The following is a 25,349-nucleotide window of genomic DNA, read 5'->3' as shown; positions in this document are numbered from 1 at the left end:
GAATGCCACAGTCTAGCCAGTTGCGGGCCACGCGCCGACCTATGCGAACCGACAGAGGAAGCACGGCGCTTCCCCTACCGGAACCCGCATCAACCGGCGATCAGGGCACTCGCCGCAGCGCGGTGGCGGGCGATCAGGGCGGCCAGGTCGAGGCCCTCCACGGCACCGTCGACCACTCGCCAGACGCCGCCGACCATTACCCGGTCGGCGCGGTCGGCAGCGCACAGCAGCAGCGCCGAGAGCGGGTCGTGGCTACCCGAGAAGCGCAGCTCGTCGAGCTTGAACAAGGCCAGGTCGGCCTGCTTGCCGGGGGCCAGCTCGCCGATGTCGCTGCGCCCGAGCAGGCGTGCCGAGCCACGGGTTGCCCAGCCCAGGGCGAGTTCCGGGGTGATCCGCTCGGCGCCGTAGCGCAGGCGTTGCAGGTACAGGGCCTGGCGCGCCTCGAGGATCATGTTCGAGGCGTCGTTGGAAGCCGAGCCATCGACTCCCAGGCCGATCGGCGCGCCGGCCGCCTCCAGCTCCACGGTCGGGCAGATGCCCGAGGCCAGGCGCATGTTCGAACTCGGGCAATGGCAGATACCGGTGCCCGCCTCGCCGAGCCGGCGGATCTCCTCGGCGTTGAAGTGGATGCCGTGGGCCAGCCAGGTGCGCGGGCCGAGCCAGCCGACGCTATCCAGGTAGTCCACGGTGCGAAGGCCGAAGCGCTGCAGGCAGAAGTCTTCCTCGTCGAGGGTCTCCGCCAGGTGGGTGTGCAGGCGTACGTCGTGGCGCGCCGCCAGTTCGGCGCTGGCGCGCATGATCTCCGGAGTCACCGAGAACGGCGAGCAGGGCGCCAGGGCGATCTGCATCCGGGCGCCTTCGCCGCGCTGGTGGTAGCGAGCGATCAGTCGCTCGCTGTCGGCGAGGATGGTCTCGGCCTCCTGCACCGTCTGCTGCGGCGGCAAGCCGCCGTCCTTCTCGCCGAGGCTCATCGAGCCGCGGGTGAGCATGGCGCGCATGCCCAGTTCCTCGACCACCCCGGCCTGCACGTCGATGGCCTGTTCGAGGCCGCCGGGGAACAGGTAGTGGTGATCGGCGGCAGTGGTACAGCCGGACAACAGCAGCTCGGCCAGCGCCACCTTGGTGGCCAGTTCGAGCTTCTCAGGGGTCAGCCGCGCCCAGACCGGGTAGAGGGTTTTCAGCCAGGGGAACAGCGGCTGGTTGACCACCGGCGCCCAGGCGCGGGTGAAGGTCTGGTAGAAGTGGTGATGGGTGTTGATCAGCCCCGGCAAGACCACGTGCCGGCTGGCGTCGAACTGGCTGGCGCAGGGCTGCGCGGGCTGTTGGCCGGCGCCGAGCAGCTCGACGATGCGGCCGTCTTCGACGACCAGGCCGCCGGCGGCGTCGAGACCGTTGGCGGTGAAGATGGCGAGGGGGTTGCGAATCCAGGTGCGGGACATGTGCGGACCTTCGTCGGATCGGCGGGCCGGCGCGAACGCTGCCGGCCCTCGGTTGATGAGAGCCAGCTCAGTGTTCACCCTGTCTGCTGATCCAGGTCCGCGGGGCGACGGGACGCCGCGCGCGTGGCGATATCCTACAAGGGATTGTCGGAGAGGTGTAAGGCTTTCCTCCCGGCGGCAGCCGGGCGCGGTTTGATGGGGGTCAACGGACGACCTCCGGCAGGGGCATAGAGTGGGGGACTGCATAGCTGAAAACGTAGAACGGAAGGAGCCCCGCATGAGCGAAGAACCCACTGTCACTCCCCCCTCCCCCGAGCAACCCGCCGCGCAGCCGGCCAAGCCGGCCCGGCCAGCCGCCCGCCGCGCCCCACGCAAGCCGGCGACCCGCCGCCCGCGGGTGGCCAGCCCGGCGCAGAAAGCCCGCGAGGAGATCCAGGCGATCAGCCAGAAGCCGGTGGCCCTGCAGGTCGCCAGCGCGCCCCACGGCAGCAGCGAGGACAGCACCTCGGCGAGCCTGCCGGCGAACTATCCCTATCACACGCGGATGCGCCGCAACGAGTACGAGAAAGCCAAGCACGACCTGCAGATCGAACTGCTCAAGGTGCAGAGCTGGGTGAAGGAGACCGGCCAGCGCGTGGTGGTCCTGTTCGAAGGCCGCGACGCCGCCGGCAAGGGCGGTACCATCAAGCGCTTCATGGAGCACCTGAACCCGCGCGGCGCGCGGATCGTAGCCCTGGAGAAACCCTCCTCCCAGGAGCAGGGCCAGTGGTATTTCCAGCGCTACATCCAGCACCTGCCCACCGCCGGCGAGATGGTCTTCTTCGACCGCTCCTGGTACAACCGCGCCGGCGTCGAGCGGGTCATGGGCTTCTGTTCGCCACTGCAATACCTGGAGTTCATGCGCCAGGCCCCCGAGCTGGAGCGCATGCTGAGCAACAGCGGCATCCTGCTGTTCAAGTACTGGTTCTCGGTGAGCCGCGAGGAGCAACTGCGGCGCTTCATCTCGCGCCGCGACGATCCGCTCAAGCACTGGAAGCTGTCGCCCATCGACATCAAGTCTCTGGACAAGTGGGACGACTACACCGCCGCCAAGCAGGCGATGTTCTTCCATACCGACACCGCCGACGCGCCGTGGACGGTCATCAAGTCCGACGACAAGAAGCGCGCGCGACTCAACTGCATCCGCCACTTCCTGCACTCGCTGGACTACCCGGACAAGGACCGGCGCATCGCCCATGAGCCCGACCCGTTGCTGGTGGGGCCGGCCTCGCGGGTGATCGAGGAGGACGAGAAGGTCTACGCCGAGGCGGCCGCCGCGCCGGGCCACGCGAACCTGGATATCCCGGCCTGAGGCGGGCGGTCGCGCCAACGAAAACGCCCGGGGCGCTTTCGCGCTCCGGGCGTCCCTGGTTCGACGGTCGCTGGCCGGGTCACTCCGGCGCGGAGGTCCGGATCAGGTGGTCGAAGGCGCTCAGCGAAGCCTTGGCGCCCTCGCCCACGGCGATCACGATCTGCTTGTACGGCACCGTGGTCACGTCGCCGGCGGCGAAGATGCCGGGCAGCGAGGTCTCGCCACGGGCGTCGACGATGATCTCGCCACGCGGCGACAGCTCGACGCTGCCCTTGAGCCACTCGGTGTTGGGCAGCAGGCCGATCTGCACGAAGATGCCTTCCAGCTCGATCGACTTGAACTCCTCGGAGTTGCGGTCCTTGTACACCAGGCCGGTGACCTTCTGGCCGTCGCCCTTCACTTCGCTGGTCAGGGCACTGGTGATCACCTCGACGTTCGGCAGGCTGTAGAGCTTGCGTTGCAGCACGGCATCGGCGCGCAACTTGCTGTCGAATTCCAGCAGGGTCACATGGGCGACGATGCCGGCCAGGTCGATGGCCGCCTCGACGCCAGAGTTGCCGCCGCCGATCACCGCCACGCGCTTGCCCTTGAACAGCGGGCCGTCGCAGTGCGGGCAGAAGCACACGCCCTTGGCCTTGTATTCCTGCTCGCCGGGCACGCCCATTTCGCGCCAGCGAGCGCCGGTGGCGAGGATCAGGGTCTTGGCCTTGAGGCTGCCGCCGCTCTCGAACTGCACCTCGTGCAACTCGCCGGCGTTCTTCGCCGGAACCAGCTTGCTGGCGCGCTGCAGGTTCATGATGTCGACCTCGTAGTGACGCACGTGCTCTTCAAGCGCCCGCGCCAGCTTCGGCCCTTCGGTCTCCTGCACCGAGATGAAGTTCTCGATGGCCATGGTGTCCAGCACCTGGCCGCCGAAGCGCTCGGCGGCGACGCCGGTGCGAATGCCCTTGCGCGCGGCGTAGATCGCCGCCGCGGCGCCGGCCGGGCCACCGCCGACCACCAGCACGTCGAAGGCGTCGCGGGCGGTCAGCTTCTCGGCGTCGCGGGCGGCGGCGCCGGTGTCGATCTTGGCGAGGATCTCTTCCACGCCCATGCGGCCCTGGCCGAAGACTTCGCCGTTGAGGTAGATGCTCGGCACCGACATGATCTGGCGCGCCTCGACCTCATCCTGGAACAGCGCGCCGTCGATGGCGACGTGACGGATGTTCGGGTTGAGCACGGCCATCAGGTTCAGCGCCTGGACCACGTCCGGGCAGTTCTGGCAGGACAGCGAGAAGTAGGTTTCGAACTCGAAGGTGCCCTCGATGCCCTTGACCTGCTCGATCACGTCCGCGTCGAGCTTGGAGGGGTGGCCGCCTACCTGCAGCAGGGCCAGCACCAGCGAGGTGAATTCGTGGCCCATGGGGATACCGGCGAAGCGCAGGCCGATGTCCGCACCGGGGCGGTTCAGCGAGAACGACGGTTTGCGCGCATCGCTGCCGTCGGTCTTCAGGGTGATCTTGTCGGTCAGGCCGACGATGTCTTGCAGCAGGCCCAGCAGCTCGCGGGATTTGTCGCTGTCATCGAGGGACGCGACGATCTCGAACGGCTGGCTGACCTTTTCCAGGTAGGCCTTCAACTGGGTTTTAAGATTGGCGTCCAACATGGTTCAGCTCCTCGAAATTCGGGCAAACGTATCCCCGGCGGATGGGACATCCGCCCTGCACGGCGCGTTGGCTGGGTGAAGGGCGGACGATCCGCGAGGGATCGTCCGCCGGAGAGGCTGGCGGCGAATGCCGCCGGCGCGGTCTTAGATCTTGCCGACCAGGTCCAGGGACGGAGCGAGGGTCTTCTCGCCTTCCTTCCACTTGGCCGGGCAGACTTCGCCCGGGTGGGCGGCGGTGTACTGGGCGGCCTTCAGCTTGCGCACGGTCTCGCCGACGTCACGGGCGATCTCGTTGGAGTGGATCTCGACGGTCTTGATCACGCCTTCCGGGTTGATCACGAAGGTACCGCGCAGGGCCAGGCCTTCTTCCGGGATGTGCACGCCGAAGGCGTTGGTCAACTGGTGGGTCGGGTCGCCGATCAGCGGGAACTGGGCCTTGCCGACTGCCGGGGAGGTTTCGTGCCAGACCTTGTGCGAGAAGTGGGTGTCGGTGGTCACGATGTAGACCTCGGCACCGGCTTTCTGGAACTCGCCGTAGTTGTTGGCGGCGTCTTCGATCTCGGTCGGGCAGTTGAAGGTGAAGGCAGCCGGCATGAAGATCAGGACCGACCACTTGCCCTTCAGGGATTCCTCGGTCACCTCGATGAACTTGCCGTTGTGGAAAGCGTTGACCTTGAACGGTTGGACTTGAGTGTTGATCAGGGACATCAGTCGTTCCTCTCTCAGTTGAATGGGGTGTTTCAATCGACTGGGAGAATCTTAACGGGGTTCGGCAAAAATGCCCCATTGATTTAGGCCATCAGTGAAATTATCTAAATCTATCGAAGAATATATAAATAGTTAAAACAACTAATCGAAGAACCTGCCCTCGTCAGTGCCCGGCCTTCCACGGCTGGCCCAGGGAAACCGGGGCATACAGCCGGGTGCGCAGGGCATCGCGGGAGAGCAGGACCAGCACCAGGATGGTCGCCGCATAGGGCAGCATCGCCAGCAGGTTGGCCGGAATCGACAGCCCGATCCCCTGGGCCACCAGGTGCAGGATGCTGGCCAGGCCGAACAACCAGGCACCGAGCAGCACGCGGAACACCCGCCAACTGGCGAAGACCACCAGCGCCAGGGCGATCCAGCCGCGTCCGGCGGTCATGTTCTCCGCCCACATCGGCGTGTAGGCCAGCGACAGGTAGGCACCGGCCAGGCCGGCCATGGCGCCGCCGAAGAGCACCGCCAGGGTGCGCACGCGCAGCACCGGCAGGCCCATCGCGCTGGCCGCGTCAGGGTTCTCGCCGACCGCCTGGAGAACCAGCCCGGCGCGGCTGCGCAGGAGCATCCAGGCGACCGCGGCGAACAGCGCCAGGCTCAGGTAGACCAGCGCGTCCTGGGCGAACAGCATGCGCCCGAGCAGCGGCAACTCGCCCAGCACCGGCAGCGCCAGCGGGGCGAACCCTTGCAGCGGCTTGCCGACCCAGGCGGCGCCGACGAACGACGAAAGGCCGACGCCGAAGATGGTCAGCGCCAGGCCGCAGGCCACCTGGTTGGCGTTCAGGTACAGGGCGACCCCGGCGAACAGCGCCGCCAGCAGCATGCCGGCGAGCACCGCGAGGAGCACGCCGAGCCACAGGCTGCCGCTGGAGAAGGCGACCATGAAGCCGATCACCGCGCCGAACAGCATCATCCCCTCCTGGCCCAGGTTGAGCACCCCGCTTCTCTCGCAGACCAGTTCGCCCAGCGCCACCAGCAGCAGCGGAGTACCGGTGCGGACCATGGCGAACAGCAGGTTGTCGAGCAGATCGATATCCATCGTGGTTCCTCGGCGGTTCGGTCAGGCCAGGGCGTCGCGCAGCGCCGGGCGCTTGCGCCAGCGTCCGTGCAAACGTGGGCGGTAGAGGATCAGCACGTCGCAGGCGAGGAGGAAGAACAGCATCATCCCCTGGAACAGCCCGGACAGCGCCAATGGCAGGTTGAGGCTCATCTGCGCGGCCTCGCCGCCGAGGTAGAGCAACGCCATCAGCAGGCTGGCGCAGAGGATGCCGAACGGATTGAGACGGCCAAGGAAGGCCACGGTGATCGCCGCATAGCCGTAGCCCGGCGAGACCTGCGGCACCAGTTGGCCGATCGGCCCGGCGACCTCGCAGACGCCGGCCAGGCCTGCCAGCGCGCCGGAGAACAGCAGCACGAACCAGACCAGGCGCTTCTCGCGGAAACCGACGAAACCGGCGGCGCGGCGGTCGAGGCCGAGCACGCGGACCTGGAAACCGAGGAAGCTGCGCTGCGCCAGCACCCAGACCGCCGCCAGCGCCAGCAGGCCGAACAATGCGCCAAGGTGCACCCGGCTGTCCTCGAACAGCGCCGGCAGGCGGCTGGCCTCGCCGAACAGCGCCGACTGCGGGAAGTTGAAGCCATCCGGGTCCTTCAACGGCCCGTGCACGCCGTACAGCAGCAGGTTCAGCGCGATGTAGTTGAGCATGATGGTGGTCAGGATCTCGTTGGCGTTGAAGCGCGTTCGCAGCCAGGCGGCGAACCCGGCCCAGAGCGCCCCGGCAGCGGTGCCGGCGAGCAGCACCCAGGCCAGCGCCCAGCGGCTCTGCCAGTCGAGCAACTGGATCGCCACCGCGCTGCCGGCCAGGGCGCCGACCAGCAACTGGCCCTCCGCGCCGATGTTCCACACGCGCGCCTGGTAGGCCAGTGCCAGGCCGAGGGCACAGAGCAGGATCGGCATGGCCTTGACCAGCAGCTCGCCGAGCCCATAGAGGTCGCTGAGCGGCTGTACCAGCACGGTATGCAGGGTCTGCCAGGGATCGTGGCCGAGACAGGCGAACAGCAGCGCGCCGCAGACCAGGGTCAGCAACCCCGCCAGCAGCGGAGAGGCCAGCAGCATCCAGCGCGACTGCCGGCCGCGCGGTTCCAGGGACAACAGCATCACAGGCTCCCTTGGGCAACGGCGCCGGCGACCGCCGCCGGCGCCTCGAATTGACCGGCCATCCAGCCGCCGACCTGCTGCGGCGAAGCGCTCGCGGTGGCGACCGCCGGGCACAGCCGACCCGAACACAGCGCGGCGATGCGGTCGCTGAGCAGGAACAGCTCGTCGAGGTCCTCGGAGACCACCAGGATCGCCGTACCGGCATCGCGCAAGGCGATCAGCGCGCGGTGGATCAGCGCCGCCGCGCCGACGTCCACGCCCCAGGTGGGATGCGCCGCCACCAGCAGGCGCGGGGCCTGGAGGATCTCGCGGCCGAGAATGAACTTCTGCAGGTTGCCGCCGGAAAGGCTGCGTGCCGGCGCCCCGGCACCCGGGGCCTTCACGGCGAAACGGCGGATGATCTCCTCGGCCAGCGCCAGCACCTTGCGCCGCCGGACCAACCCGCGCTTCACCAGTCCCTGCTGGAAGGCGGTGAGCAGCGCATTGTCCGCCAGGCTCATCTCCGGCACCGCGCCGTGCCCCAGCCGCTCGGCGGGCACGAAGGCCTGGCCGGCGCGGCGCCGCGCATCCGGCGCCAGGTGCGCGCCGGCGCAGCCGCCGAGGCGGATGCGCTCGGCCTGGGCGCGCGGCAGGCGCACTTCGCCGCTGAGCAGGGCAAGCAACTCGTCCTGGCCGTTGCCGGCGACCCCGGCGATACCGAGGATCTCGCCGCTGCGCACCTCCAGGTCGAGGCCAGCGAAGGACACGCCGAAGGGGTCCGGGTTGCGCCAGTGCAGGTCGCGCACCTGGAGGAAAGGCGCGCCGCCGGTGACCTTCGGATACTCCGCCGCCAGGCCCTCGGCGTCGCCCACCATCAGCCGCGCCAGCTCGAGATCGGAACATTGCGCCGGCACGCACTGTCCGGCCACCCGTCCGCCGCGCAGCACCGTGGCGCGCTGGCAGAGCGCACGGACCTCGGCCAGCTTGTGGCTGATGAAGAGGACACTGCAGCCCTCCTCCGCAAGACGGCGCAGGGTGACGAAGAGATCCTCGGCCTCGCGCGGGGTCAGCACCGAGGTCGGCTCGTCGAGGATCAGCAGGCGGATGTCCTGCATCAGGCAGCGCACGATCTCCACCCGCTGGCGCTCGCCGATGGACAGCCCATGGACCAGCCGGCGAGGCTCCAGCGGCATGCCGTAGCGCTGCGACACCTCGCGAATACGCGCCTCCAACCGGCGCGGGCTGCCCGCCTCGGCGCCGAGGGCGAGCGCGATGTTCTCCGCCACGCTGAGCGTCTCGAACAGGGAGAAATGCTGGAACACCATGCCGATCCCCAGCGCCCGGGCGCGAGCCGGGTCGCGTACCTGCACCGGCTCGCCCTGCCAGCGGATCTCGCCGGCATCGGGACGGGTCACGCCGTAGATGATCTTCATCAGCGTGCTCTTGCCGGCGCCGTTCTCACCGAGCAGGGCGTGGATCTCGCCGGCGTCGATGCACAGGTCGATGCGGTCGTTGGCCAGGCAACCCGGATAACGCTTGCTGATCCCGCGCAGTTCGAGGCGCGGCGGCGCGAAGGAGGAAGGTGCGGACATGGCGGACCCGATCGGTTGCTCGACGATGCGGCGGCCGGTGCAAATACCTGGCCAGGAGGTCAGGAAAGCCCTGGAACGCGGCTTGCACCGGGAGCCACGGGCCAGGCTGCCGCGCCGAGCGGCACCAAGCCGGGGCGCGCCTGAGACGCCGCGGCACATTTGCGGGCAACCCTGCGGCGCACCCGCGTGAGCATTTGTCGCAAAACAGTCATCACCACCTTGCTCACAGAGTTATCCACAGCGTGTCGGGAGCCCATCCGGGACCTTGGGAAGCCTCCCGCGCCGATCGTCCCGGCGATTTTCGCAACATTGGCGATGGACAGAAAACAGCCAACCCGGCAGGCCATGGGCGCGACCTGGCAAGGCATTTTTTCCAACACTTTGCCAACAGCTTTATCCACAAGATATCGACAGCCGTTCGGAGGAGCACGGCAGGACGATCTCTCCCGGCCAAGCCACGGGTCGGCCGAATCCCTGGGGCAGCCCCGGCGGCCCGCTTCCGGCACAGTTTGCCAACAGCTTTTCCACAGGAAACCCGCGGAACGGGAATGCCCGTGAAAATGTCTCCAGGACGTCCCCTTTAGACGCCATGATGCCCATGAATACTGGGTTTTCCGGCTTTCCAGGAAAGTCCGCGGCGATCGACGGAAGCATGCTCGGCGGCGCCATGGGTGGATCCGCTGTCCACAGTTTCGCGATGCACCGTCGTGGCGCATTCCACAGCACCTTTTCCCTGGCTCTTTCGCCAACCGGGAGAAATCCTGCGGCTCCGTCCAATGCCTTTCCCCCGACCGCCGAAGGCATTTTTTCAACGGGGAATGCGAACAGCTTTTCCACAGACAAACCCACAGAAGCGCCAGTTGCCGACCGGGCATTTCGCAAGGCGGATTCAAGGTGCCGGAACGCTTTCCGCGGATCGCCTGCCGGAAGCCAGATGGGCACATCCCGCAATGGCTCGTGCAATCTTTCCGCACACGCGCTACACACAGACTTATCCACAGCATGCGCACAGTGCATAATGGCGGAAGCGAGATCACGCGCCAAAGACGGGATATTTCCGTCGATTTCCCGGACTAAAGAGGCGAAAGCGCCATTCCGGCAGCAGAGGAGATGAACGATGCAGTACCTGCTGGCAACTTCGTCCCCCCACTTATCCTGCACTCCGACCACGGCGGGAGCGCGATGAGCAGTTCGGCCCATCGCGGGCGGATCCTGCATTTCCTCGGCGACCCGGCGAAACTCGGCGACAAGGCCTGGGAGTATTTCGAGGACGGCCTGCTGTGGATCGAACACGGCCACGTGCGCGCGCTCGATCACGCAACCTACCTGCTGCCGCAACTGCCCGCCGACCTGCCGCTGGAGGAGCATCCGCAGCGCCTGCTGCTGCCCGGCTTCGTCGATTGCCATGTGCATTACCCGCAACTCGGAGTGATCGCCTCCTACGGCACCCAACTGCTGGACTGGCTGGAAACCCACACCTTTCCCGCCGAGCAGCGCTTTGCCGATGCCGGCTACGCCGCCGCCCAGGCCGAGCTGTTCCTCGACGAACTGCTGCGCCACGGCACCACTACCGCGCTGGTGTTCGGCACGGTCCATGCGGTATCCGCCGAGGCATTCTTCCAGGCCGCGCAGAAGCGCCGCCTGCGGATGATCGCCGGCAAGGTGCTGATGGACCGCAACGCGCCGCCGGCGCTGTGCGATACCGCGGCCAGTGGCTACGCCGAGAGCCGCGCGCTGATCGAGCGCTGGCACGGCAACGGGCGCCTGCAATACGCGGTCACCCCGCGCTTCGCGCCGACCTCCTCGCCCGAGCAACTGGCCGCGGCGGCGCGCCTGCTGGACGAGTATCCCGGCGTCTACCTGCACACCCATCTTTCGGAGAACCTCAAGGAAGTCGCCTGGGTCGGCGAGCTGTTTCCCCAGGCGCAGGACTACCTGGACGTCTATCATCGCGCCGGCCTGGTCGGCGAACGCAGCGTGTTCGCCCATGGCATCCATCTCTCCGAACGCGAATGCCGCTGCCTGGCGCACAAGAACGCGGCGCTGGCGCACTGTCCCAGTTCCAACCTGTTCATCGGCTCCGGCCTGTTCGACCTTGGCCGCGCCCAGCAATACGGCATCCGCGTCGGCATCGGTAGCGACGTCGGCGGCGGCACCAGCCTGTCGCTGCTGGCCAACCTCGCCGACGCCTACAAGATCCAGCAATTGCGCGGCACCAGCCTCGATCCGTTCCAGGCGCTCTACCTGGCCACCCTCGGCGGCGCCAGGGCGCTCGACCTGGACGGCCTGGTCGGTAACTTCCTGCCCGGCCGCGAAGCCGACTTCGTCGCCCTCGACCTGGCCGCCACGCCGATGATCGCCCAGCGCATGGAGCATGCGCGCGGCCTGGCCGATACCCTGTTCGTGCTGAACACCCTGGGCGACGACCGCGCGGTGGCGGAGACCTGGGTGATGGGGGAGCGGCGCCATGTGAAGGGGTGAGAGTCTCTTTCCCGCGTTGGCTCGGCCCGTCGCTGCATGCCACCTCCTCGCGCCGTAGAGAAAAGACGCCGTTCGGCGGGCGGCCGAAGCTCGCGTTACTCCATCCGCGCCCTCACGACACCGCCACCGCCTCCAGGAAGCGCTCCAGCACCAGGTTCGGCCGGCGTCCCTTGCGGGTCACGATGGTCAGCGCGATGGCATAGTGGAAACGCTCCGGCAGCAGGGGCCGCAGCATCCCGGCGGCGACCCAGTCGGCAGCGTAGTGCGACGGCAGGTAGCCGATGAAGTTGCCGGTCAGGATCAGGAATGCCATGCCCTCGCGGTCCGAGGCGCTGGCGCTGTTGTTCAGCTCCTGGTGGCGCGCCTGGGCTTCGGCGGGCAGGCGGTAGCTGGGCGCCACGGCGTCCGCGGCGAGCACCTCGTCCACCGCGATATCGCCGTCGGCGCGCTCGAACAGTGCGTGGCCGCGGCTGCAATAGAGCTGCGCGTGCTCGTCATACAGCGGCAGGTACTCGAGCCCCGACAGCGGACTGATCAACGGCACCACGCCGACATGCAGGTGGCCGTCGAGCACGCCCAGTTCGATCTCGTTGGGGGTGGTCATGCCGATGTTGATCCGCACCTGCGGTCCCTGCCCCTTGAGCGCGCTGAGAGCGTGGGTGATGCGCATCTGCGGCAGGGTCACCAGGTTGTTGATGATGCCGATGTTGAGTTCGCCGCGCAGGTGCTGGTGCAGGTCGTTGACCTCGGCGCGGAACCCCTCCAGCGCCGCCAGCAGGGTCTGGGTCGCGCGATAGACCTCGCGGCCCTCGTCGGTCAGGGCGAAGCCGGCGCGGCCGCGCTGGCACAGGCGCATGCCCAGGCGCTTCTCCAGGTCGCCCATGTGCAGGCTGATCGCCGAGCGGCTGAGGCCGAGGGTGCTCTCGGCGGCGGAGAAACTGCCGCACTCGACGATGGTCTTGAAGATGCGCAGCAGGCGGATATCGAAATCGCTGACCTGGCCGAGCGACGGGTTGCGGGATTTGGCCATTATTGTTTTACCCAGTCGAAACTAAACGTGAGAAGAATAAGCTTTATCTAACCTTTCGTCAGGGCCAAGCTTGATCCAACGCTCCGCCGCCGCGTGCGCGGAACCTTCCAACAAGAAAGCCCGAGGATCGAACGATGAACCAGCCGCTCAACGTGGCCCCGCCGGTTTCCAGCGAACTCAACCTGCGCGCCCACTGGATGCCCTTCTCCGCCAACCGCAACTTCCAGAAGGACCCGCGGATCATCGTCGCCGCCGAAGGCAGCTGGCTGACCGACGACAAGGGCCGCAAGGTCTACGACAGCCTGTCCGGCCTGTGGACCTGCGGCGCCGGCCACTCGCGCAAGGAAATCCAGGAGGCGGTGGCTCGCCAGCTCGGTACCCTCGACTACTCGCCGGGCTTCCAGTACGGCCATCCGCTGTCCTTCCAGTTGGCCGAGAAGATCGCCGGGTTGCTGCCAGGCGAACTGAACCACGTGTTCTTCACCGGTTCCGGCTCCGAGTGCGCCGACACCTCGATCAAGATGGCCCGCGCCTACTGGCGCCTGAAAGGCCAGCCGCAGAAGACCAAGCTGATCGGCCGCGCCCGCGGCTACCACGGGGTCAACGTCGCCGGCACCAGCCTCGGCGGGATCGGCGGCAACCGCAAGATGTTCGGCCAGCTGATGGACGTCGACCACCTGCCGCACACCCTGCAACCGGGCATGGCGTTCACCCGCGGGATGGCCCAGACCGGCGGCGTCGAGCTGGCCAACGAGCTGCTCAAGCTGATCGAGCTGCACGACGCCTCGAACATCGCCGCGGTGATCGTCGAGCCGATGTCCGGCTCCGCCGGCGTACTGGTACCGCCGGTCGGCTACCTGCAGCGCCTGCGCGAGATCTGCGACCAGCACAACATCCTGCTGATCTTCGACGAGGTGATCACCGCCTTCGGCCGCCTGGGCACCTACAGCGGCGCCGAGTACTTCGGCGTCATCCCGGACCTGATGAACGTCGCCAAGCAGGTCACCAACGGCGCCGTGCCGATGGGCGCGGTGATCGCCAGCAGCGAGATCTACGACACCTTCATGAACCAGGCGCTGCCCGAGCACGCGGTGGAGTTCAGCCACGGCTACACCTACTCCGCGCACCCGGTCGCCTGCGCCGCCGGCCTCGCCGCGCTGGACATCCTGGCCAGGGACAACCTGGTGCAGCAGTCCGCCGAGCTGGCGCCGCACTTCGAGAAGGGCCTGCACGGCCTGCAAGGCGCGAAGAACGTCATCGACATCCGCAACTGCGGCCTGGCCGGCGCGATCCAGATCGCCCCGCGCGACGGCGATCCGACCGTACGTCCGTTCGAGGCCGGCATGAAGCTCTGGCAACAGGGTTTCTACGTGCGCTTCGGCGGCGATACCCTGCAATTCGGCCCGACCTTCAACGCCAGGCCGGAAGAGCTGGACCGCCTGTTCGACGCGGTCGGCGAAGCGCTCAACGGCATCGCCTGATGAGCGGCCGCCCGCAAGCCGTACCCACCGTGCAGGTGGACAACGCCGAGGTGATCGTGACCGAATGGCGCTTCGCCCCCGGCGCGGAAACCGGGCGCCACCGCCACGGCCACGACTATGTGGTGGTACCGCTGACCGACGGCACGCTGCTGCTGGAAACCCCCGAGGGCGACCGCCACGCGCCGCTGGTCGCCGGACAGGCCTACTTCCGCAAGGCCGGCGTCGAGCACAACGTGATCAACGCCAGCGCACACGAAGTGGTCTTCGTCGAGACCGAGATCAAGTAATCCGCACCCGCTCCCCAGGGAGCGGGTAAAGGGAAAGGGCCACGGCCCTTTCGTCACCCCTAGCGAAGAGAGAACAAGACAAGATGGGCACCCTCCACCACCTGATCAACGGCGAAATGGTCGCCGACAACGGCCGCAGCGCCGACGTCTTCAACCCCTCCACCGGCGAAGCCATCCACAAGGTCCCGCTGGCCGACGGCAAGACCCTGCAGAAAGCCATCGATGCCGCCAAGGCCGCTTTCCCGGCCTGGCGCAACACCCCGCCGGCCAAGCGTGCACAGGTGCTGTACCGCTTCAAGCAACTGCTGGAGCAGAACGAGGCGCGGATTTCCAAGCTGATCAGCGAAGAGCACGGCAAGACCCTGGAAGACGCCGCCGGCGAACTCAAGCGCGGCATCGAGAACGTCGAGTACGCCTGCGCCGCCCCGGAAATCCTCAAGGGCGAGTACAGCCGCAACGTCGGCCCGAACATCGACGCCTGGAGCGACTTCCAGCCGATCGGCGTGGTCGCCGGGATCACCCCGTTCAACTTCCCGGCGATGGTGCCGCTGTGGATGTACCCGCTGGCCATCGCCTGCGGCAACACCTTCATCCTCAAGCCCTCCGAGCGCGACCCCAGCTCCACCCTGCTGATCGCCGAGCTGTTCCACGAAGCCGGCCTGCCGAAGGGCGTGCTGAACGTGGTGCACGGCGACAAGGAAGCCGTGGACGGCCTGCTCCAGGCGCCGGAAGTGAAAGCCATCAGCTTCGTCGGCTCGACCCCCATCGCCGAATACATCTATGCCGAGGGCACCAAGCGCGGCAAGCGCGTGCAGGCCCTGGGCGGCGCGAAGAACCATGCGGTGCTGATGCCCGACGCCGACCTCGACAACGCCGTCAGCGCGCTGATGGGTGCCGCCTACGGCTCCTGCGGCGAGCGCTGCATGGCGATCTCGGTGGCGGTATGCGTCGGCGACCAGGTGGCCGACGCGCTGATCGCCAAGCTGGTTCCGCAGATCAAGGCGCTGAAGATCGGCGCCGGCACTTCCTGCGGCCTCGACATGGGCCCGCTGGTCACTGCCGCCGCGCAGGCCAAGGTCACCGGCTACATCGACAGCGGCGTGGCCCAGGGTGCGGAGCTGGTGGTGGACGGCCGCGGCTACCAGGTCGCCGGCCACGAGAACGGCTTCTTCCTCGGCGGCAGCCTGTTCGACCGGGTGACCCCGGAAATGACCATCTACAAGGAAGAGATCTTCGGCCCGGTGCTGTGCGTGGTTCGCGTCAACAGCCTGGAAGAGGCCATGCAGTTGATCAACGACCACGAATACGGCAACGGCACCTGCATCTTCACTCGCGACGGCGAGGCCGCCCGCCTGTTCTGCGACGAGATCGAGGTCGGCATGGTCGGCGTCAACGTCCCGCTGCCGGTGCCGGTGGCCTACCACAGCTTCGGCGGCTGGAAGCGCTCGCTGTTCGGCGACCTCCACGCCTACGGCCCGGACGGCGTGCGCTTCTACACCCGGCGCAAGGCCATCACCCAGCGCTGGCCGCAGCGGGCCAGCCACGAGGCCTCGCAATTCGCCTTCCCCAGCCTCTGAAGGCTGACGACAACAGGCATGGTCGGTAACGACCATGCCTTTTTTCTTTTTCCGCAATCAGGAGTCCGCAACGTTCCACCGCCGTGAAACCTCACCCACGGCCGCACCCATGGCGTCGCCCACAAGGCGGGCCAGACCTTGCCCAAGAACAATTAAAGGGTCTCAACGATGTCCAAAGTCGTACTGGCTTCACAACTGCCGAACAAGCGCAACGCCTCGCTCGCGCCCGGCCTGAAACAACGCCACGTCACCATGCTGTCGATCGCCGGGGTGATCGGCGCCGGCCTGTTCGTCGGCTCCGGCCATGCCATCGCCGCCGCCGGCCCGGCCGCCCTGCTCGCCTACCTGATCGCCGGCACCCTGGTGGTGCTGGTCATGCGCATGCTCGGCGAAATGGCGGTCGCCTCCCCCGATACCGGTTCCTTCTCCACCTACGCCGATCGCTCCATCGGCCGCTGGGCCGGTTTCACCATCGGCTGGCTCTACTGGTGGTTCTGGGTGCTGGTGATCCCCCTCGAAGCGATCGCCGCCGCGGCCATCCTCAACGCCTGGTTCCCGGCCATCGACACCTGGATCTTCGCCCTCGCGGTGACCTTCCTGCTCACCGTCACCAACCTCTTCAGCGTGGCCCGCTACGGCGAGTTCGAATTCTGGTTCGCGCTGCTCAAGGTGATCGCCATCATCGCCTTCATCGTGCTCGGCGCGGTGGCCATCGTCGGCGGCCTGCCGGAACGCGAGGTCAGCGGCCTGTCCAGCCTGATGGCGAGCCACGGCGGCTTCGTGCCGAACGGCTACGGCGCGGTGCTCGGCGCCCTGCTGACGACCATGTTCAGCTTCATGGGCACCGAGATCGTCACCATCGCCGCCGCCGAGTCCAAGGACCCGGCGAAGCAGATCACCCGCGCCACCAACTCGGTGATCTGGCGGATCGGCCTGTTCTACCTGGTGTCGATCTTCATCGTGATCTCGATCGTGCCGTGGAACGACCCGCTGCTGATCCAGGTCGGCTCCTACCAGCGCGCCCTGGAGCTGCTGGACATCCCGCACGCCAAGCTGATCGTCGACCTGGTGGTACTGGTCGCCGTGGCCAGCTGCCTGAACTCGGCGATCTACACCTCGTCGCGGATGGTCTTCTCCCTGGCCAAGCGCGGCGACGCCCCGAGCGTGCTCAAGCTGACCAACACCGCCCACGTACCACGCCCGGCGGTGCTGGCCAGCACCGCGGTGGGCTTCCTCACCACCATCGTCAACTACTTCGCACCGGAGAAGGTCTTCACCTTCCTCCTCGCCAGCTCCGGCGCCGTGGCGCTACTGGTGTACCTGGTGATCGCCGTGGCCCAGTTGCGCATGCGCAAGCAATTGCAGGCCAGCGGCCAGCCCATCGAGTTCCGCATGTGGCTATATCCCTGGCTGACCTGGGCGGTGATCCTGTTCATCGTCGCCGCGCTGAGCATCATGCTGATCATGCCGGAGCACCGTCACGAGGTGTTCGCCACCGCTCTGCTGACGATCTTCACCGTCTGCCTCGGGCTGCTCAACGCGCGACGCAAGCCGCGCCTCGGCGAGGACTACGCCGGGAAGACGGCGCGGGTCTGAGTCCACCACCGGGGGAAGAACCCAGACAGCCCTCCAAAGAAAAGCCCGGCCAATGGCCGGGCTTCTTCAGGCAAGGTCGTCTCAGACCTTCCTGACGAATTCCGATTTCAGCTTCATCGCGCCAATGCCGTCGATCTTGCAATCGATGTCGTGGTCGCCGTCCACCAGGCGGATGTTCTTCACCTTGGTGCCGACCTTCACCACCAGCGAGGAACCTTTCACTTTCAGGTCCTTGATCACGGTGATGGTATCGCCGTCCTGGAGAACGTTGCCCACCGAGTCCTTGATCACCTTGCCATCATCGGACGCCGTAGCGGCCTCGTTCGGCGACCATTCATGGGCGCACTCCGGGCAGACCAGCAGCGCACCATCCTCGTAGGTGTATTCGGAGTTGCATTGGGGACAGGGCGGCAGCGTGCTCACGGCATTCTCTCTTCAGCGGGGGGACGAAAACCGCAGATTATATAGGGTTTATCGCTCCCCTGCCGAACCGCCTCAGAGCCCCTTGGTCTTCGGCGCGCCGACGGCCGGCCCGGAGAAGTCGAGGGTGCCCTTTTCGCTGAAGCGCACGGTGCCGAACAGGCCTCCGGCGAGCTTGCCCTTCACCACGTAGGGCATGCCCCGGGTCGGCGCGTTGTTGCTCAGGCCCCAGGCCTGGCGGAAGGCGGAAAAGGCGGAGACGGTCAGCGGCACGCTCACCACCCGCTCGCCGAAGCGCGGCACCTCGCCGGTCTGGTCGCTGACGCCGCTGGCCAGGGGCTGGCCGTTGACGTCGAGGTCGAGGGCGATGCCGTTGTATTCGATCGGCTCGTCGTTGGGGTTCTGTACCCGCAGCTTGACCATGAAGCGCATCTCCATGCCTTGCCCCGGCAGGGGTTCCAGGCCGACCAGGTCGATACGCAACGGATCGCGCTGGCCGAAGGTGCTGCAGGCGCTCAACAGGACGCCCAGGCACAGGGCCGGCAGCAGGCGGCCGAGGTTCGCAGGCAGGCGCATGGGTTCTCCTCCTTGGGTCGAATGTGCGCCCATGGTGCCACAGCCGCTAGAATTCGCCGCGCAGCCGATCCGGCTGCGCCAATGGACAAAGGACATGCCCATGCCTACACGCGTTCTGCGCGGCCTCGTCGCCGCCCTCCCACTGTTCCTCGCCGCCTGCTCGGACTCCGCTCCATCCAGCGAGGAGATCGCCCGCCTGCTCGCCGAGCGCGGCTTCGACAAACCCGCCTGCGCCAGCTCCACCCTGTTCAAGACGTTCCCGGTGACGCTCTCCGACAGCTTCTCCGGCCCCGGCCCGGCGAAAGGCAACGCTGCGGTCTACGACGCGCTGGTCGGCGTCGGCCTGCTGCGCCGCGACGGCGATTCCTACGACCTCACGCCCGCCGGCCGCGAGGACTACAAGCCCGAGTCGAAGGCCTTCTGCTACAGCAGCGGCTTCGACGTCAGCGTCCGTTCGGTGGACCCCGCCAAGCCCGACGACTACGGCCCGGCCGTGGAAAAGGGCTGGTTGGTCACCGTCGAGGTCAAGCCACGCGAAGTGAAGGACTGGGCGAAGAACCCCGAGGTGCTCAAGCAGGCCAGCCTGACCACCCTGCAACAGATCACCCAACCACAGGTCGGCCAGGTCTCGCTGGTCAAGCCACGCGGCGAGGAAGGCTACAAGCTCGTCAACACCCGCTTCTCGCCCAGGCAGGGCTTCCACTTCAACCAGGCCTGGTAATCCCGCGCCACCCTTCCGCCCGCCCCGCTCGGGGCGGGCTCCTCATTCAACCCACTGATCGATAAAGGTTTTTTCGTCGGACGAAACAGCCTGGCGATTGCTCGCCCGAGGGCTTTCGTATACATTCGTTTTCACTGTAAACACCGTATACAACGAAAACGAAGCTGATCAGAAAATGAGCACCGTAGTCTCGTTCCGCGCCGATGACGCCCTGGTCGCGGCCCTCGATGAACTGGCCCGCGCCACCCACCGCGACCGCCCGTATCACCTGCGGCAGGCGCTCGCGCAGTACCTGGAAAGGCAGCAGTGGCAGGTCGCTGCCATCGATGAAGGCTTGGCCGATGCCAATGCCGGTCGCCTGCTGGAACACACCGAGATCGAGAAGCGCTGGGGGCTGCAATGAGCCTGAAGTGGACCCGCAAGGCGGCCGCCGACCTGGACGCCATCTACGACCATTACGTCGTGCTGATCGGCCCGGAAAAAGCCCTGAAAGCCGTCCAGGACATCGTCGAGCAGGTGAAACCGCTGCAGCAGGTAGCCAACCAGGGGGCAGGGCGGCCCAGCGAGGTGCCAGGCGTACGCACCCTGACCCTGGAGCGCTGGCCGTTCAGCGCCCCTTTTCGGGTAAAAGGTAAGGAAATCCAGATTTTGCGCATCGACAGGGTCGAAATTACCCCCTAAAAGTGGTCACACGGTTACAAGATGTTTCAAAACGAATATTTACCTTGACTTGTACGTAGTTACTTATTTCGGACAAAACATCCATAACTCACAAGAAATGGACATTTTTCGACCAGAAAAATGAGAGCGACCAACTTGCGACCACTGCAACCTGATTAGTTCTTTAACTGACTTATGCTTCGCTCCCATACGCATCCGTATTTTTCCGAAACCCGACGACCTCGCCCGCTGGGCACGCTTTCTCGCGCTTTTTCCGGTGATTTTTTCCCAGACGCAGTCTCCCGCAAGGAGGAACCGGCATGGATTCGCTGAAAGGCATGGCGATCTTCGCCACTGTGGTGGACAAGGGCTCGATGGCAGCCGCGGCCCAGAGCCTGGGCATGACCCCTTCGGCAGTCAGCCAGCAGATCCGCAAGCTGGAGAGCCGCGCCCAGGTCACTTTGCTGCATCGCACCACCCGCCGGCTGACCCTGACCGAGGCCGGCGAGGCGTTCTATCGCAGTTGCGCGCAGATGCTGGCGATCGCCGAGGAAGCCGAGCGGCGGCTTGGCGAATGGCGCGATGCGCCGGTGGGCGAGTTGCGCTTGGCGGCGCCGGTGGGGTTCTCCGGCACGCTGATCACCCAGGCGCTGAAACCGTTGCTGGAGAACCACCGCCAGTTGCGCCTGCAACTGTTCTTCCAGGACGAGCGCATCGATCTGGTCGCCGAGCGCATCGACCTGGCGATCCGCGTCGGCAATCTCGCCGACTCCAGCCTGGTGGCGCGCCACCTCGGCGACTGGAGCAGCGTGCTCTGCGCGGCGCCGGCCTATTTGCGCCAACGGGCGCCGATCAACCGTCCGGAGCAGTTGACCGAGGTCGACTGGATTTCCCTGAACACCTCGAACCACCTCAACCACCTGACGCTCAGCGGGCCGGACGGGGAAGTCTGCAAACTGCGCCTGGAGCCACGGGTGGCCGCCAACGGGATGCTCGCGGTGCGTCAGTTCACCCTCGACGGACTCGGCGTGTCCTACCAGCCGCTGCCGGAGGTGCGCGACGCGCTGAACGACGGGCGCCTGCAACAGCTATTGCCGGAGTGGAGGATTCCCGGGCTCGGCATCTATGCGGTGACGCCACGGCGCGAGGCCCAGCCGGCCAAGGTGAAGGTCGCCATCGAGGCGCTGCGGCGAGCGTTCGCCACGGACGGGGATGAGCGCTGGAGCTGACCGACGGACTGCCGGCCAGCTCCAGGTACCGTCAGGAGAAGCGGCCGAGGGTCAGGGTGACCTCGCCGATGTCCGTGCCCGTGGCGTTGCCGCCGCTGGTGATGCCGGCATAGTCCGCCGATGCCGGCGTGAAGCCCCAGGTGTTGGTGGCGCCGGATTTCCACGGGTCATCCCAGCTGAAGGTGCCCATCTTGGTGTTGCCGTCGTAGCAGTCGAAGCTGCCCTGGGTGCCGGACGAAGCGTTCTCCCGTCCGCAGGAGGCGATCCATTGCGGGCTGCCGGCCTGCACGTTCATGCTGCTGACTTCCTCGGTGGAAATCTCGTCGTCCTTGTTGGTGTAGCGGTAGAACTTGCCCCATTGCAAGGTGGCGTTGCGGATGCCCACCGTGCCGATGGATTTGGATACCACGACCTTCACTGCGATCCATTCTGCGTATGCCATGTCGATCTCCGTTAACCATGCGTTCACAGCTTCCTGTAGGACGTCACGGACAGGACCGGGCGCTCACAACGGACCCTTGGCTACTTCGACCAGCACGGCGCCATCCCTGACCCGCTTCACTATAGGCTGGCCACCAGCCACCACCGCCTGCCAGATCTGGTAGGCGGCGGCCGGGGAGGTCAGGCCCTCCGGCGTTTTTCCCCGCGAGGGGCCTTCATGCCGAATGCCTCGCGCAGGTCGGTGGTGGGTGGCGGCAGGAAGCGCATGCGGGCGAACAGGCCTCGCAGGTAAGCGTCCATCAGCGCAGCCGCCGCCGCGCTGTCGCCGTCCTCCAGGGCATCGAGCAGGGCGCGCTGCGCGGCGCAGGCCTCGGCGGTATAGACCGCCCCCTTGTTCAGCGCGATGTCCAGCGAGGCGCGTGCCACCAGGCCACGGACGAAACCCTGCAGCAAGGGATTCTCGGTCAGTTCGGCCAGGCGCAGGTGGAAGCGCCCGGCGAGACGGATCAGCCCGGCGCTGTCGCGGGCCGCGAGGCAAGCCTGCTCCTCGTCGACCAGCGCCCGTAGCTCGGCAAGGGCGGCGGGATCCAGCCCCGCGGGCAGTTGCCGCACCACTTCGCTTTCCACCAGCAGGCGCGCGTCCAGCACCTGCCGCGCCTGGCGCTCGTCCGGGCGGGCGACGCTGGCGACTTCCTTCGGCGGCATCACCACCGCGCCGTCCTCGGCGAGACGGGTGAGGGCACGCTGGATGGTGCCGTTGCTGACCCGGAAGATCTGCCCGAGGGTTTCCTTGCTCAGCTTGGCGGCCGGCGCCAGGCGCTTTTCCAGGATTGCCGTGTAGATGCTTTCGTAGACGAAATGGCTGGTGGGGCGCAGCGCGGCGCCCTGCTGGGTACGTGCTTCGAATCCGACCATGTTCACACCTGTCGAGTCGTGCTTGTGGGCCTTCGCAGGCGGCGGACGAAAGCCGTCCGGGCGCCGCGACGGTCCCGGGTTGGAACCCTGGCGCGGGCGATCAGACCTGCGGCAAGCGCAGGTCGATGTTCAGGCGCGCGCCTTCGTTGAGGATGTGCTGGCGCATCGCCTGGCTCGCCCGCTCGCTGTCGTGCTGGCGGATCGCACGGAGGATGGCGTCGTGTTCCTGGAGGATCTCCTCGGCGTATTCCGGCTGGCGGCGCACCAGGTTGTCGCTGCGTTCCAGGGCGCTGCCGATCTGTTCGGAAACGCTGAGGAAGATCGGGTTCGAGGTGAGCTTCACCAGGCGCCGGTGGAAGGCCGTGTAGGCCTCAACCAGAGCCTGCGGGTCGCCATCCTCGACCGCTTCGCGCAGGTCCAGCAGCAACAGCCGCAGTTCGCTGATCTCCGCCGCCCCGGCGCTCTGCGCGACGATGCCGACGATGAACGGCTCCAGCGCATAGCGCAGTTGCAGGACGTCTTCCATGGTCGCCTCGCCGGGCGCCGCGACCTCGCGCAGCGGTTCGCTGCGTTCGAGGACCATCACGCCCTTGCCCGGCAGCGAACGGACCACGCCCAGGGTCTCCAGGACCATGATCGCCTCGCGCAGGCTCGGCCGGCTGATTTCCATCTGCTCAGCCAGCTCGCGCTGGCCGGGCAACATCTGGCCGGCGACCCAGCGACCCTGCTCGATGGTGTCGAGCAGGCGCTGGGCAACCGCGTTGACCAGCTTGGACGAAGAAAACATGTCGCCTCCCTTTACTTGCCAATCGGACGTGCAACGCGCCTCGGCGCGTCAGCCATGCAGCTTGCCTTCCCCGGCCACCGCACTGCGCTTGAGCGGCTCGCCGTCGGCCTTGGCCGGCGCCTCCAGGCGCCCGTCGAGTATGGCCTGCGCGCGCGGCATATCGATGTCGTTTTCCCAGCGGGCGATGGTCACGGTGGCCACGCAGTTGCCGATCAGGTTGGTCAGCGCGCGGCCGATGCCCATGAACCAGTCCACCGAAAGCACCAGCACCAGGCCGGCCACCGGGATCGCCGGCACCGCGGTGAGGGTGGCGGCGAGGATCACCAGGGCCGAGCCGGGAATGCCGTGGGCGCCCTTGGAGGTGACCAGCGAAACCAGCAGGATGGTGATCAGGTCGGTCATCGCCAGCGGCGTGCCGGTGACGTGGGCGATGAACACCACCGCCAGGGTCAGGTAGATCGAGAATCCGTCGAGGTTGAACGAGTAGCCGGTGGGAATCACCAGGCCTACCGTGGAGCTACGGATGCCCATGTGCTCGAGCTTGCGCATCACCTGCGGCAGCACCGCGTCGGAGGAGGCGGTGCCCATCACGATCAGCAGCTCTTCGCGGAAGTAGCGCAGGAACGGCAGCATGCGCACCCCGGAGAGACGCAGGACGCTGCCGAGCACCGCCATGACGAAGACCAGGCAGGTGGCGTAGAACACCAGCACCAGCGCGCCCAGGTGGCTGAGCGAGTCGACGCCGTAGCGGGCGGTGGTGAAGGCCACCGCGCCGAACACGCCGAGCGGTGCCAGGCGCACGATCATGCCCATGATGCGGAACACGATGTGGCTGAATTCGTTGATCAGGCGGGCCACGCCGCTGGCCTGCTCGCCGACCAGGTTCAGGGCGCTGCCGAACAGCACGGAGAACAGCAGGACCTGGAGGATGTCGTTCTCGGCGAAGGCGCTGAACACAGAGGTCGGGATCAGGCCCATGAGGAATGCCACGGGGCCATGGATTTCCTGGGTGCGCCCGGTATACAGGGCGACGTCGCCGGCGGGCAGTTCGTTGAGATGGATGTTGGCGCCGCTGCCCAGGCCCAGGCTGTAGGCGACCACCAGGCCGAGGACCAGGGCGATGGTGGTGAGGATTTCGAAGTAGATCACCGACTTCAGGCCGATGCGGCCGACCTTCTTCAGGTCGCCGGCGCCGGAGATGCCGTTGACCACCACGCAGAAGACGATCAGTGCGATGAGCATCTTGATCAGCTTGATGAAGCCATCGCCCAGCGGCTTCATCTGCACGGCCAGGTCGGGAATGCCGACCCCGCAGATGACGCCTATCACCAGGCCAATCACGACTTGCAGGAATATCGAGCGGGAACAGCGCTTGATGAACATCGCAGGAGTCTCCATTCGGCGCTTCCATCGGGCCTCGCGGAGGCGGGCGATGAACGCATTTTTATTGTGGTATTACCGGTCTGACCAGTTCAGCCTATACGCAAAGAAGTCGGCCTGACAAGCCGCTATCGGCGGGCGCGACGAATGGCCAGGAACCGCGGCACGCGCGGGCCGCAGCCGGGAGAAGGGCGCTCGGATGGCGCAAGGCGGCGGGCCAGAGCGGCTCGCCGCGGGGAAGGGGAGGTCAGCCGGCAAGGGCCTCGGCGACGAAATCGAGGCGATCCTGGCCGAAGAACAACTGGTCGCCGACGAAGAAGCTGGGCGCGCCGAAGACGCCGCGCCGCACCGCCTCTTCGGTGGTCGCCTTGAGCCCCTCCTTGACCTGCTCGTCGCCAACCAGGCGGAGGAACTCATCCGGATCGAACCCGGCCTCCGCCAACACCTGGGCGACCACCTCGGGCTTGCCGAGGTTCTGCTGTCGTACCCACAACGCTTCGAACACCGCTTTCAGGTAGGGATGGAACCCTTCGCCGCCGAGATAGCCCTGGGCGCCGCGCATCAGCGTCAGGGTGTTGATCGGGAAGGCCGGGTTGAAGGCCAGCGGCACGCCGTAGCGTTTCGCATAGCGCGCCAGGTCGTGGAGGGTGTAGCGCCCCTTGGCCGGCACCTCGATCGGCGAATGGTTGCCGGTGGCCTTGAACACGCCGCCCAGCAGCATCGGCCGCCAGGCGATGCTCGCGCCATGGGCGGCGGCGATGCGCGGCAGTTGGGTCCAGGCGAGGTAGGTGGTGGGACTGCCGAAGTCGAAGAAGAACTCGATTTGCTTGCTCATGCGTGGCTCT

General features: G+C 66.8%; 24 protein-coding genes. 10 read left to right on the top strand and 14 right to left on the bottom strand.

The annotated features are described in order from the left end of the window. Positions 1-89: 89 nt before the first annotated feature. Positions 90-1,439 (bottom strand): 8-oxoguanine deaminase, encoded by a 1,350-nt coding sequence (locus tag LT948_RS21945; RefSeq protein WP_073656963.1) that lies wholly within the window; start codon positions 1,437-1,439, stop codon positions 90-92. A 454-nt stretch (positions 1,440-1,893) separates the two neighbouring features. Between LT948_RS21945 and ppk2 the strand changes: the two genes are divergently transcribed. Further along, positions 1,894-2,790, top strand: coding sequence for a polyphosphate kinase 2 (gene ppk2 / locus LT948_RS21940; protein WP_003128346.1), 897 nt, complete (start codon positions 1,894-1,896; stop codon positions 2,788-2,790). A 79-nt stretch (positions 2,791-2,869) separates the two neighbouring features. Here the strand turns inward: ppk2 and ahpF are convergent, their stop codons facing one another. The 5 genes from ahpF to LT948_RS21915 all read right to left on the bottom strand — a co-directional run bounded on the left by ahpF (position 2,870) and on the right by LT948_RS21915 (position 8,923). Further along, a complete protein-coding gene (gene ahpF, locus LT948_RS21935) occupies positions 2,870-4,435 on the bottom strand; it encodes an alkyl hydroperoxide reductase subunit F (RefSeq protein WP_003107146.1) in 1,566 nt (521 codons plus the stop codon). A gap of 144 nt (positions 4,436-4,579) precedes the next feature. Then, on the bottom strand, positions 4,580-5,143 hold the full coding sequence (gene ahpC, locus LT948_RS21930; RefSeq protein WP_003083828.1) for an alkyl hydroperoxide reductase subunit C: 564 nt from the start codon (positions 5,141-5,143) through the stop codon (positions 4,580-4,582). Between the two features lie 163 nt (positions 5,144-5,306). After that, complete coding sequence (locus LT948_RS21925; RefSeq protein WP_003083821.1) at positions 5,307-6,233, bottom strand: ABC transporter permease; 927 nt, start codon at positions 6,231-6,233, stop codon at positions 5,307-5,309. Positions 6,234-6,254: 21 nt separating this feature from the next. Continuing rightward, positions 6,255-7,352 (bottom strand): ABC transporter permease, encoded by a 1,098-nt coding sequence (locus tag LT948_RS21920; protein WP_003112631.1) that lies wholly within the window; start codon positions 7,350-7,352, stop codon positions 6,255-6,257. Then, positions 7,352-8,923, bottom strand: coding sequence for an ABC transporter ATP-binding protein (locus LT948_RS21915; RefSeq protein WP_023085742.1), 1,572 nt, complete (start codon positions 8,921-8,923; stop codon positions 7,352-7,354). The genes LT948_RS21920 and LT948_RS21915 overlap by 1 nt, the downstream gene beginning before the upstream one ends. A gap of 1,110 nt (positions 8,924-10,033) precedes the next feature. Between LT948_RS21915 and guaD the strand changes: the two genes are divergently transcribed. Next, positions 10,034-11,404 (top strand): guanine deaminase, encoded by a 1,371-nt coding sequence (guaD, locus tag LT948_RS21910; protein ID WP_003142418.1) that lies wholly within the window; start codon positions 10,034-10,036, stop codon positions 11,402-11,404. A gap of 112 nt (positions 11,405-11,516) precedes the next feature. Here the strand turns inward: guaD and bauR are convergent, their stop codons facing one another. Next, positions 11,517-12,434 carry an HTH-type transcriptional activator BauR gene (gene bauR, locus LT948_RS21905; RefSeq protein WP_003083805.1) on the bottom strand — a complete coding sequence of 306 codons (918 nt, stop codon included), beginning with the start codon at positions 12,432-12,434 and terminating at the stop codon, positions 11,517-11,519. A 134-nt stretch (positions 12,435-12,568) separates the two neighbouring features. Here bauR and bauA point away from each other — a divergent pair, with 134 nt between their 5' ends. The 4 genes from bauA to gabP all read left to right on the top strand — a co-directional run bounded on the left by bauA (position 12,569) and on the right by gabP (position 17,375). Continuing rightward, entirely contained in the window at positions 12,569-13,915 is a 1,347-nt protein-coding gene (gene bauA, locus LT948_RS21900; protein WP_023115964.1) for a beta-alanine--pyruvate aminotransferase, read from the top strand. Next, a complete protein-coding gene (gene bauB / locus LT948_RS21895) occupies positions 13,915-14,202 on the top strand; it encodes a beta-alanine degradation protein BauB (protein ID WP_003083790.1) in 288 nt (95 codons plus the stop codon). The genes bauA and bauB overlap by 1 nt, the downstream gene beginning before the upstream one ends. Positions 14,203-14,285: 83 nt before the next feature. Then, on the top strand, positions 14,286-15,779 hold the full coding sequence (locus LT948_RS21890) for a CoA-acylating methylmalonate-semialdehyde dehydrogenase (protein ID WP_003083788.1): 1,494 nt from the start codon (positions 14,286-14,288) through the stop codon (positions 15,777-15,779). A gap of 168 nt (positions 15,780-15,947) precedes the next feature. Next, entirely contained in the window at positions 15,948-17,375 is a 1,428-nt protein-coding gene (gene gabP, locus LT948_RS21885; protein ID WP_003083784.1) for a GABA permease, read from the top strand. Positions 17,376-17,456: 81 nt separating this feature from the next. Here the strand turns inward: gabP and LT948_RS21880 are convergent, their stop codons facing one another. Together LT948_RS21880 and LT948_RS21875 are read right to left on the bottom strand one after the other, a co-directional pair. Beyond that, positions 17,457-17,798: a zinc ribbon domain-containing protein YjdM gene (locus tag LT948_RS21880; protein ID WP_003101229.1), complete on the bottom strand. Its 342-nt coding sequence runs from the start codon at positions 17,796-17,798 to the stop codon at positions 17,457-17,459. A 72-nt stretch (positions 17,799-17,870) separates the two neighbouring features. Beyond that, positions 17,871-18,371 carry an LEA type 2 family protein gene (locus LT948_RS21875; protein ID WP_003101228.1) on the bottom strand — a complete coding sequence of 167 codons (501 nt, stop codon included), beginning with the start codon at positions 18,369-18,371 and terminating at the stop codon, positions 17,871-17,873. Between the two features lie 100 nt (positions 18,372-18,471). Between LT948_RS21875 and LT948_RS21870 the strand changes: the two genes are divergently transcribed. The 4 genes from LT948_RS21870 to LT948_RS21855 all read left to right on the top strand — a co-directional run bounded on the left by LT948_RS21870 (position 18,472) and on the right by LT948_RS21855 (position 20,981). Then, positions 18,472-19,092 (top strand): hypothetical protein, encoded by a 621-nt coding sequence (locus LT948_RS21870; RefSeq protein ID WP_003101226.1) that lies wholly within the window; start codon positions 18,472-18,474, stop codon positions 19,090-19,092. 175 nt (positions 19,093-19,267) lie between these two features. Continuing rightward, positions 19,268-19,495 (top strand): CopG family ribbon-helix-helix protein, encoded by a 228-nt coding sequence (locus LT948_RS21865; protein WP_003083775.1) that lies wholly within the window; start codon positions 19,268-19,270, stop codon positions 19,493-19,495. After that, a complete protein-coding gene (gene parE, locus LT948_RS21860; RefSeq protein ID WP_003083773.1) occupies positions 19,492-19,773 on the top strand; it encodes a type II toxin-antitoxin system toxin ParE in 282 nt (93 codons plus the stop codon). The genes LT948_RS21865 and parE overlap by 4 nt, the downstream gene beginning before the upstream one ends. Positions 19,774-20,072: 299 nt before the next feature. Further along, entirely contained in the window at positions 20,073-20,981 is a 909-nt protein-coding gene (locus tag LT948_RS21855; RefSeq protein WP_057386940.1) for a LysR family transcriptional regulator, read from the top strand. Positions 20,982-21,012: 31 nt separating this feature from the next. Here the strand turns inward: LT948_RS21855 and LT948_RS21850 are convergent, their stop codons facing one another. From LT948_RS21850 to LT948_RS21830, 5 genes are all read right to left on the bottom strand, one after another. Continuing rightward, a complete protein-coding gene (locus tag LT948_RS21850) occupies positions 21,013-21,423 on the bottom strand; it encodes an aegerolysin family protein (RefSeq protein WP_003110659.1) in 411 nt (136 codons plus the stop codon). Positions 21,424-21,602: 179 nt separating this feature from the next. Beyond that, positions 21,603-22,337: a GntR family transcriptional regulator gene (locus tag LT948_RS21845; protein WP_003117208.1), complete on the bottom strand. Its 735-nt coding sequence runs from the start codon at positions 22,335-22,337 to the stop codon at positions 21,603-21,605. 100 nt (positions 22,338-22,437) lie between these two features. Beyond that, positions 22,438-23,124, bottom strand: coding sequence for a FadR/GntR family transcriptional regulator (locus tag LT948_RS21840; RefSeq protein WP_003083762.1), 687 nt, complete (start codon positions 23,122-23,124; stop codon positions 22,438-22,440). Positions 23,125-23,172: 48 nt separating this feature from the next. Further along, on the bottom strand, positions 23,173-24,522 hold the full coding sequence (locus LT948_RS21835) for a C4-dicarboxylate transporter DctA (RefSeq protein WP_003142411.1): 1,350 nt from the start codon (positions 24,520-24,522) through the stop codon (positions 23,173-23,175). Between the two features lie 229 nt (positions 24,523-24,751). Further along, a complete protein-coding gene (locus tag LT948_RS21830) occupies positions 24,752-25,339 on the bottom strand; it encodes a 2-hydroxychromene-2-carboxylate isomerase (protein ID WP_003083757.1) in 588 nt (195 codons plus the stop codon). Positions 25,340-25,349: the final 10 nt, after the last annotated feature.

It is taken from the genome of Pseudomonas sp. CP-1, assembly GCF_021213715.1.
Taxonomy (GTDB): domain Bacteria; phylum Pseudomonadota; class Gammaproteobacteria; order Pseudomonadales; family Pseudomonadaceae; genus Pseudomonas; species Pseudomonas aeruginosa.
The sequence above is the reverse complement of the archived record's forward strand: the minus strand, read 5'-3'. Positions and strand labels throughout refer to the sequence as shown.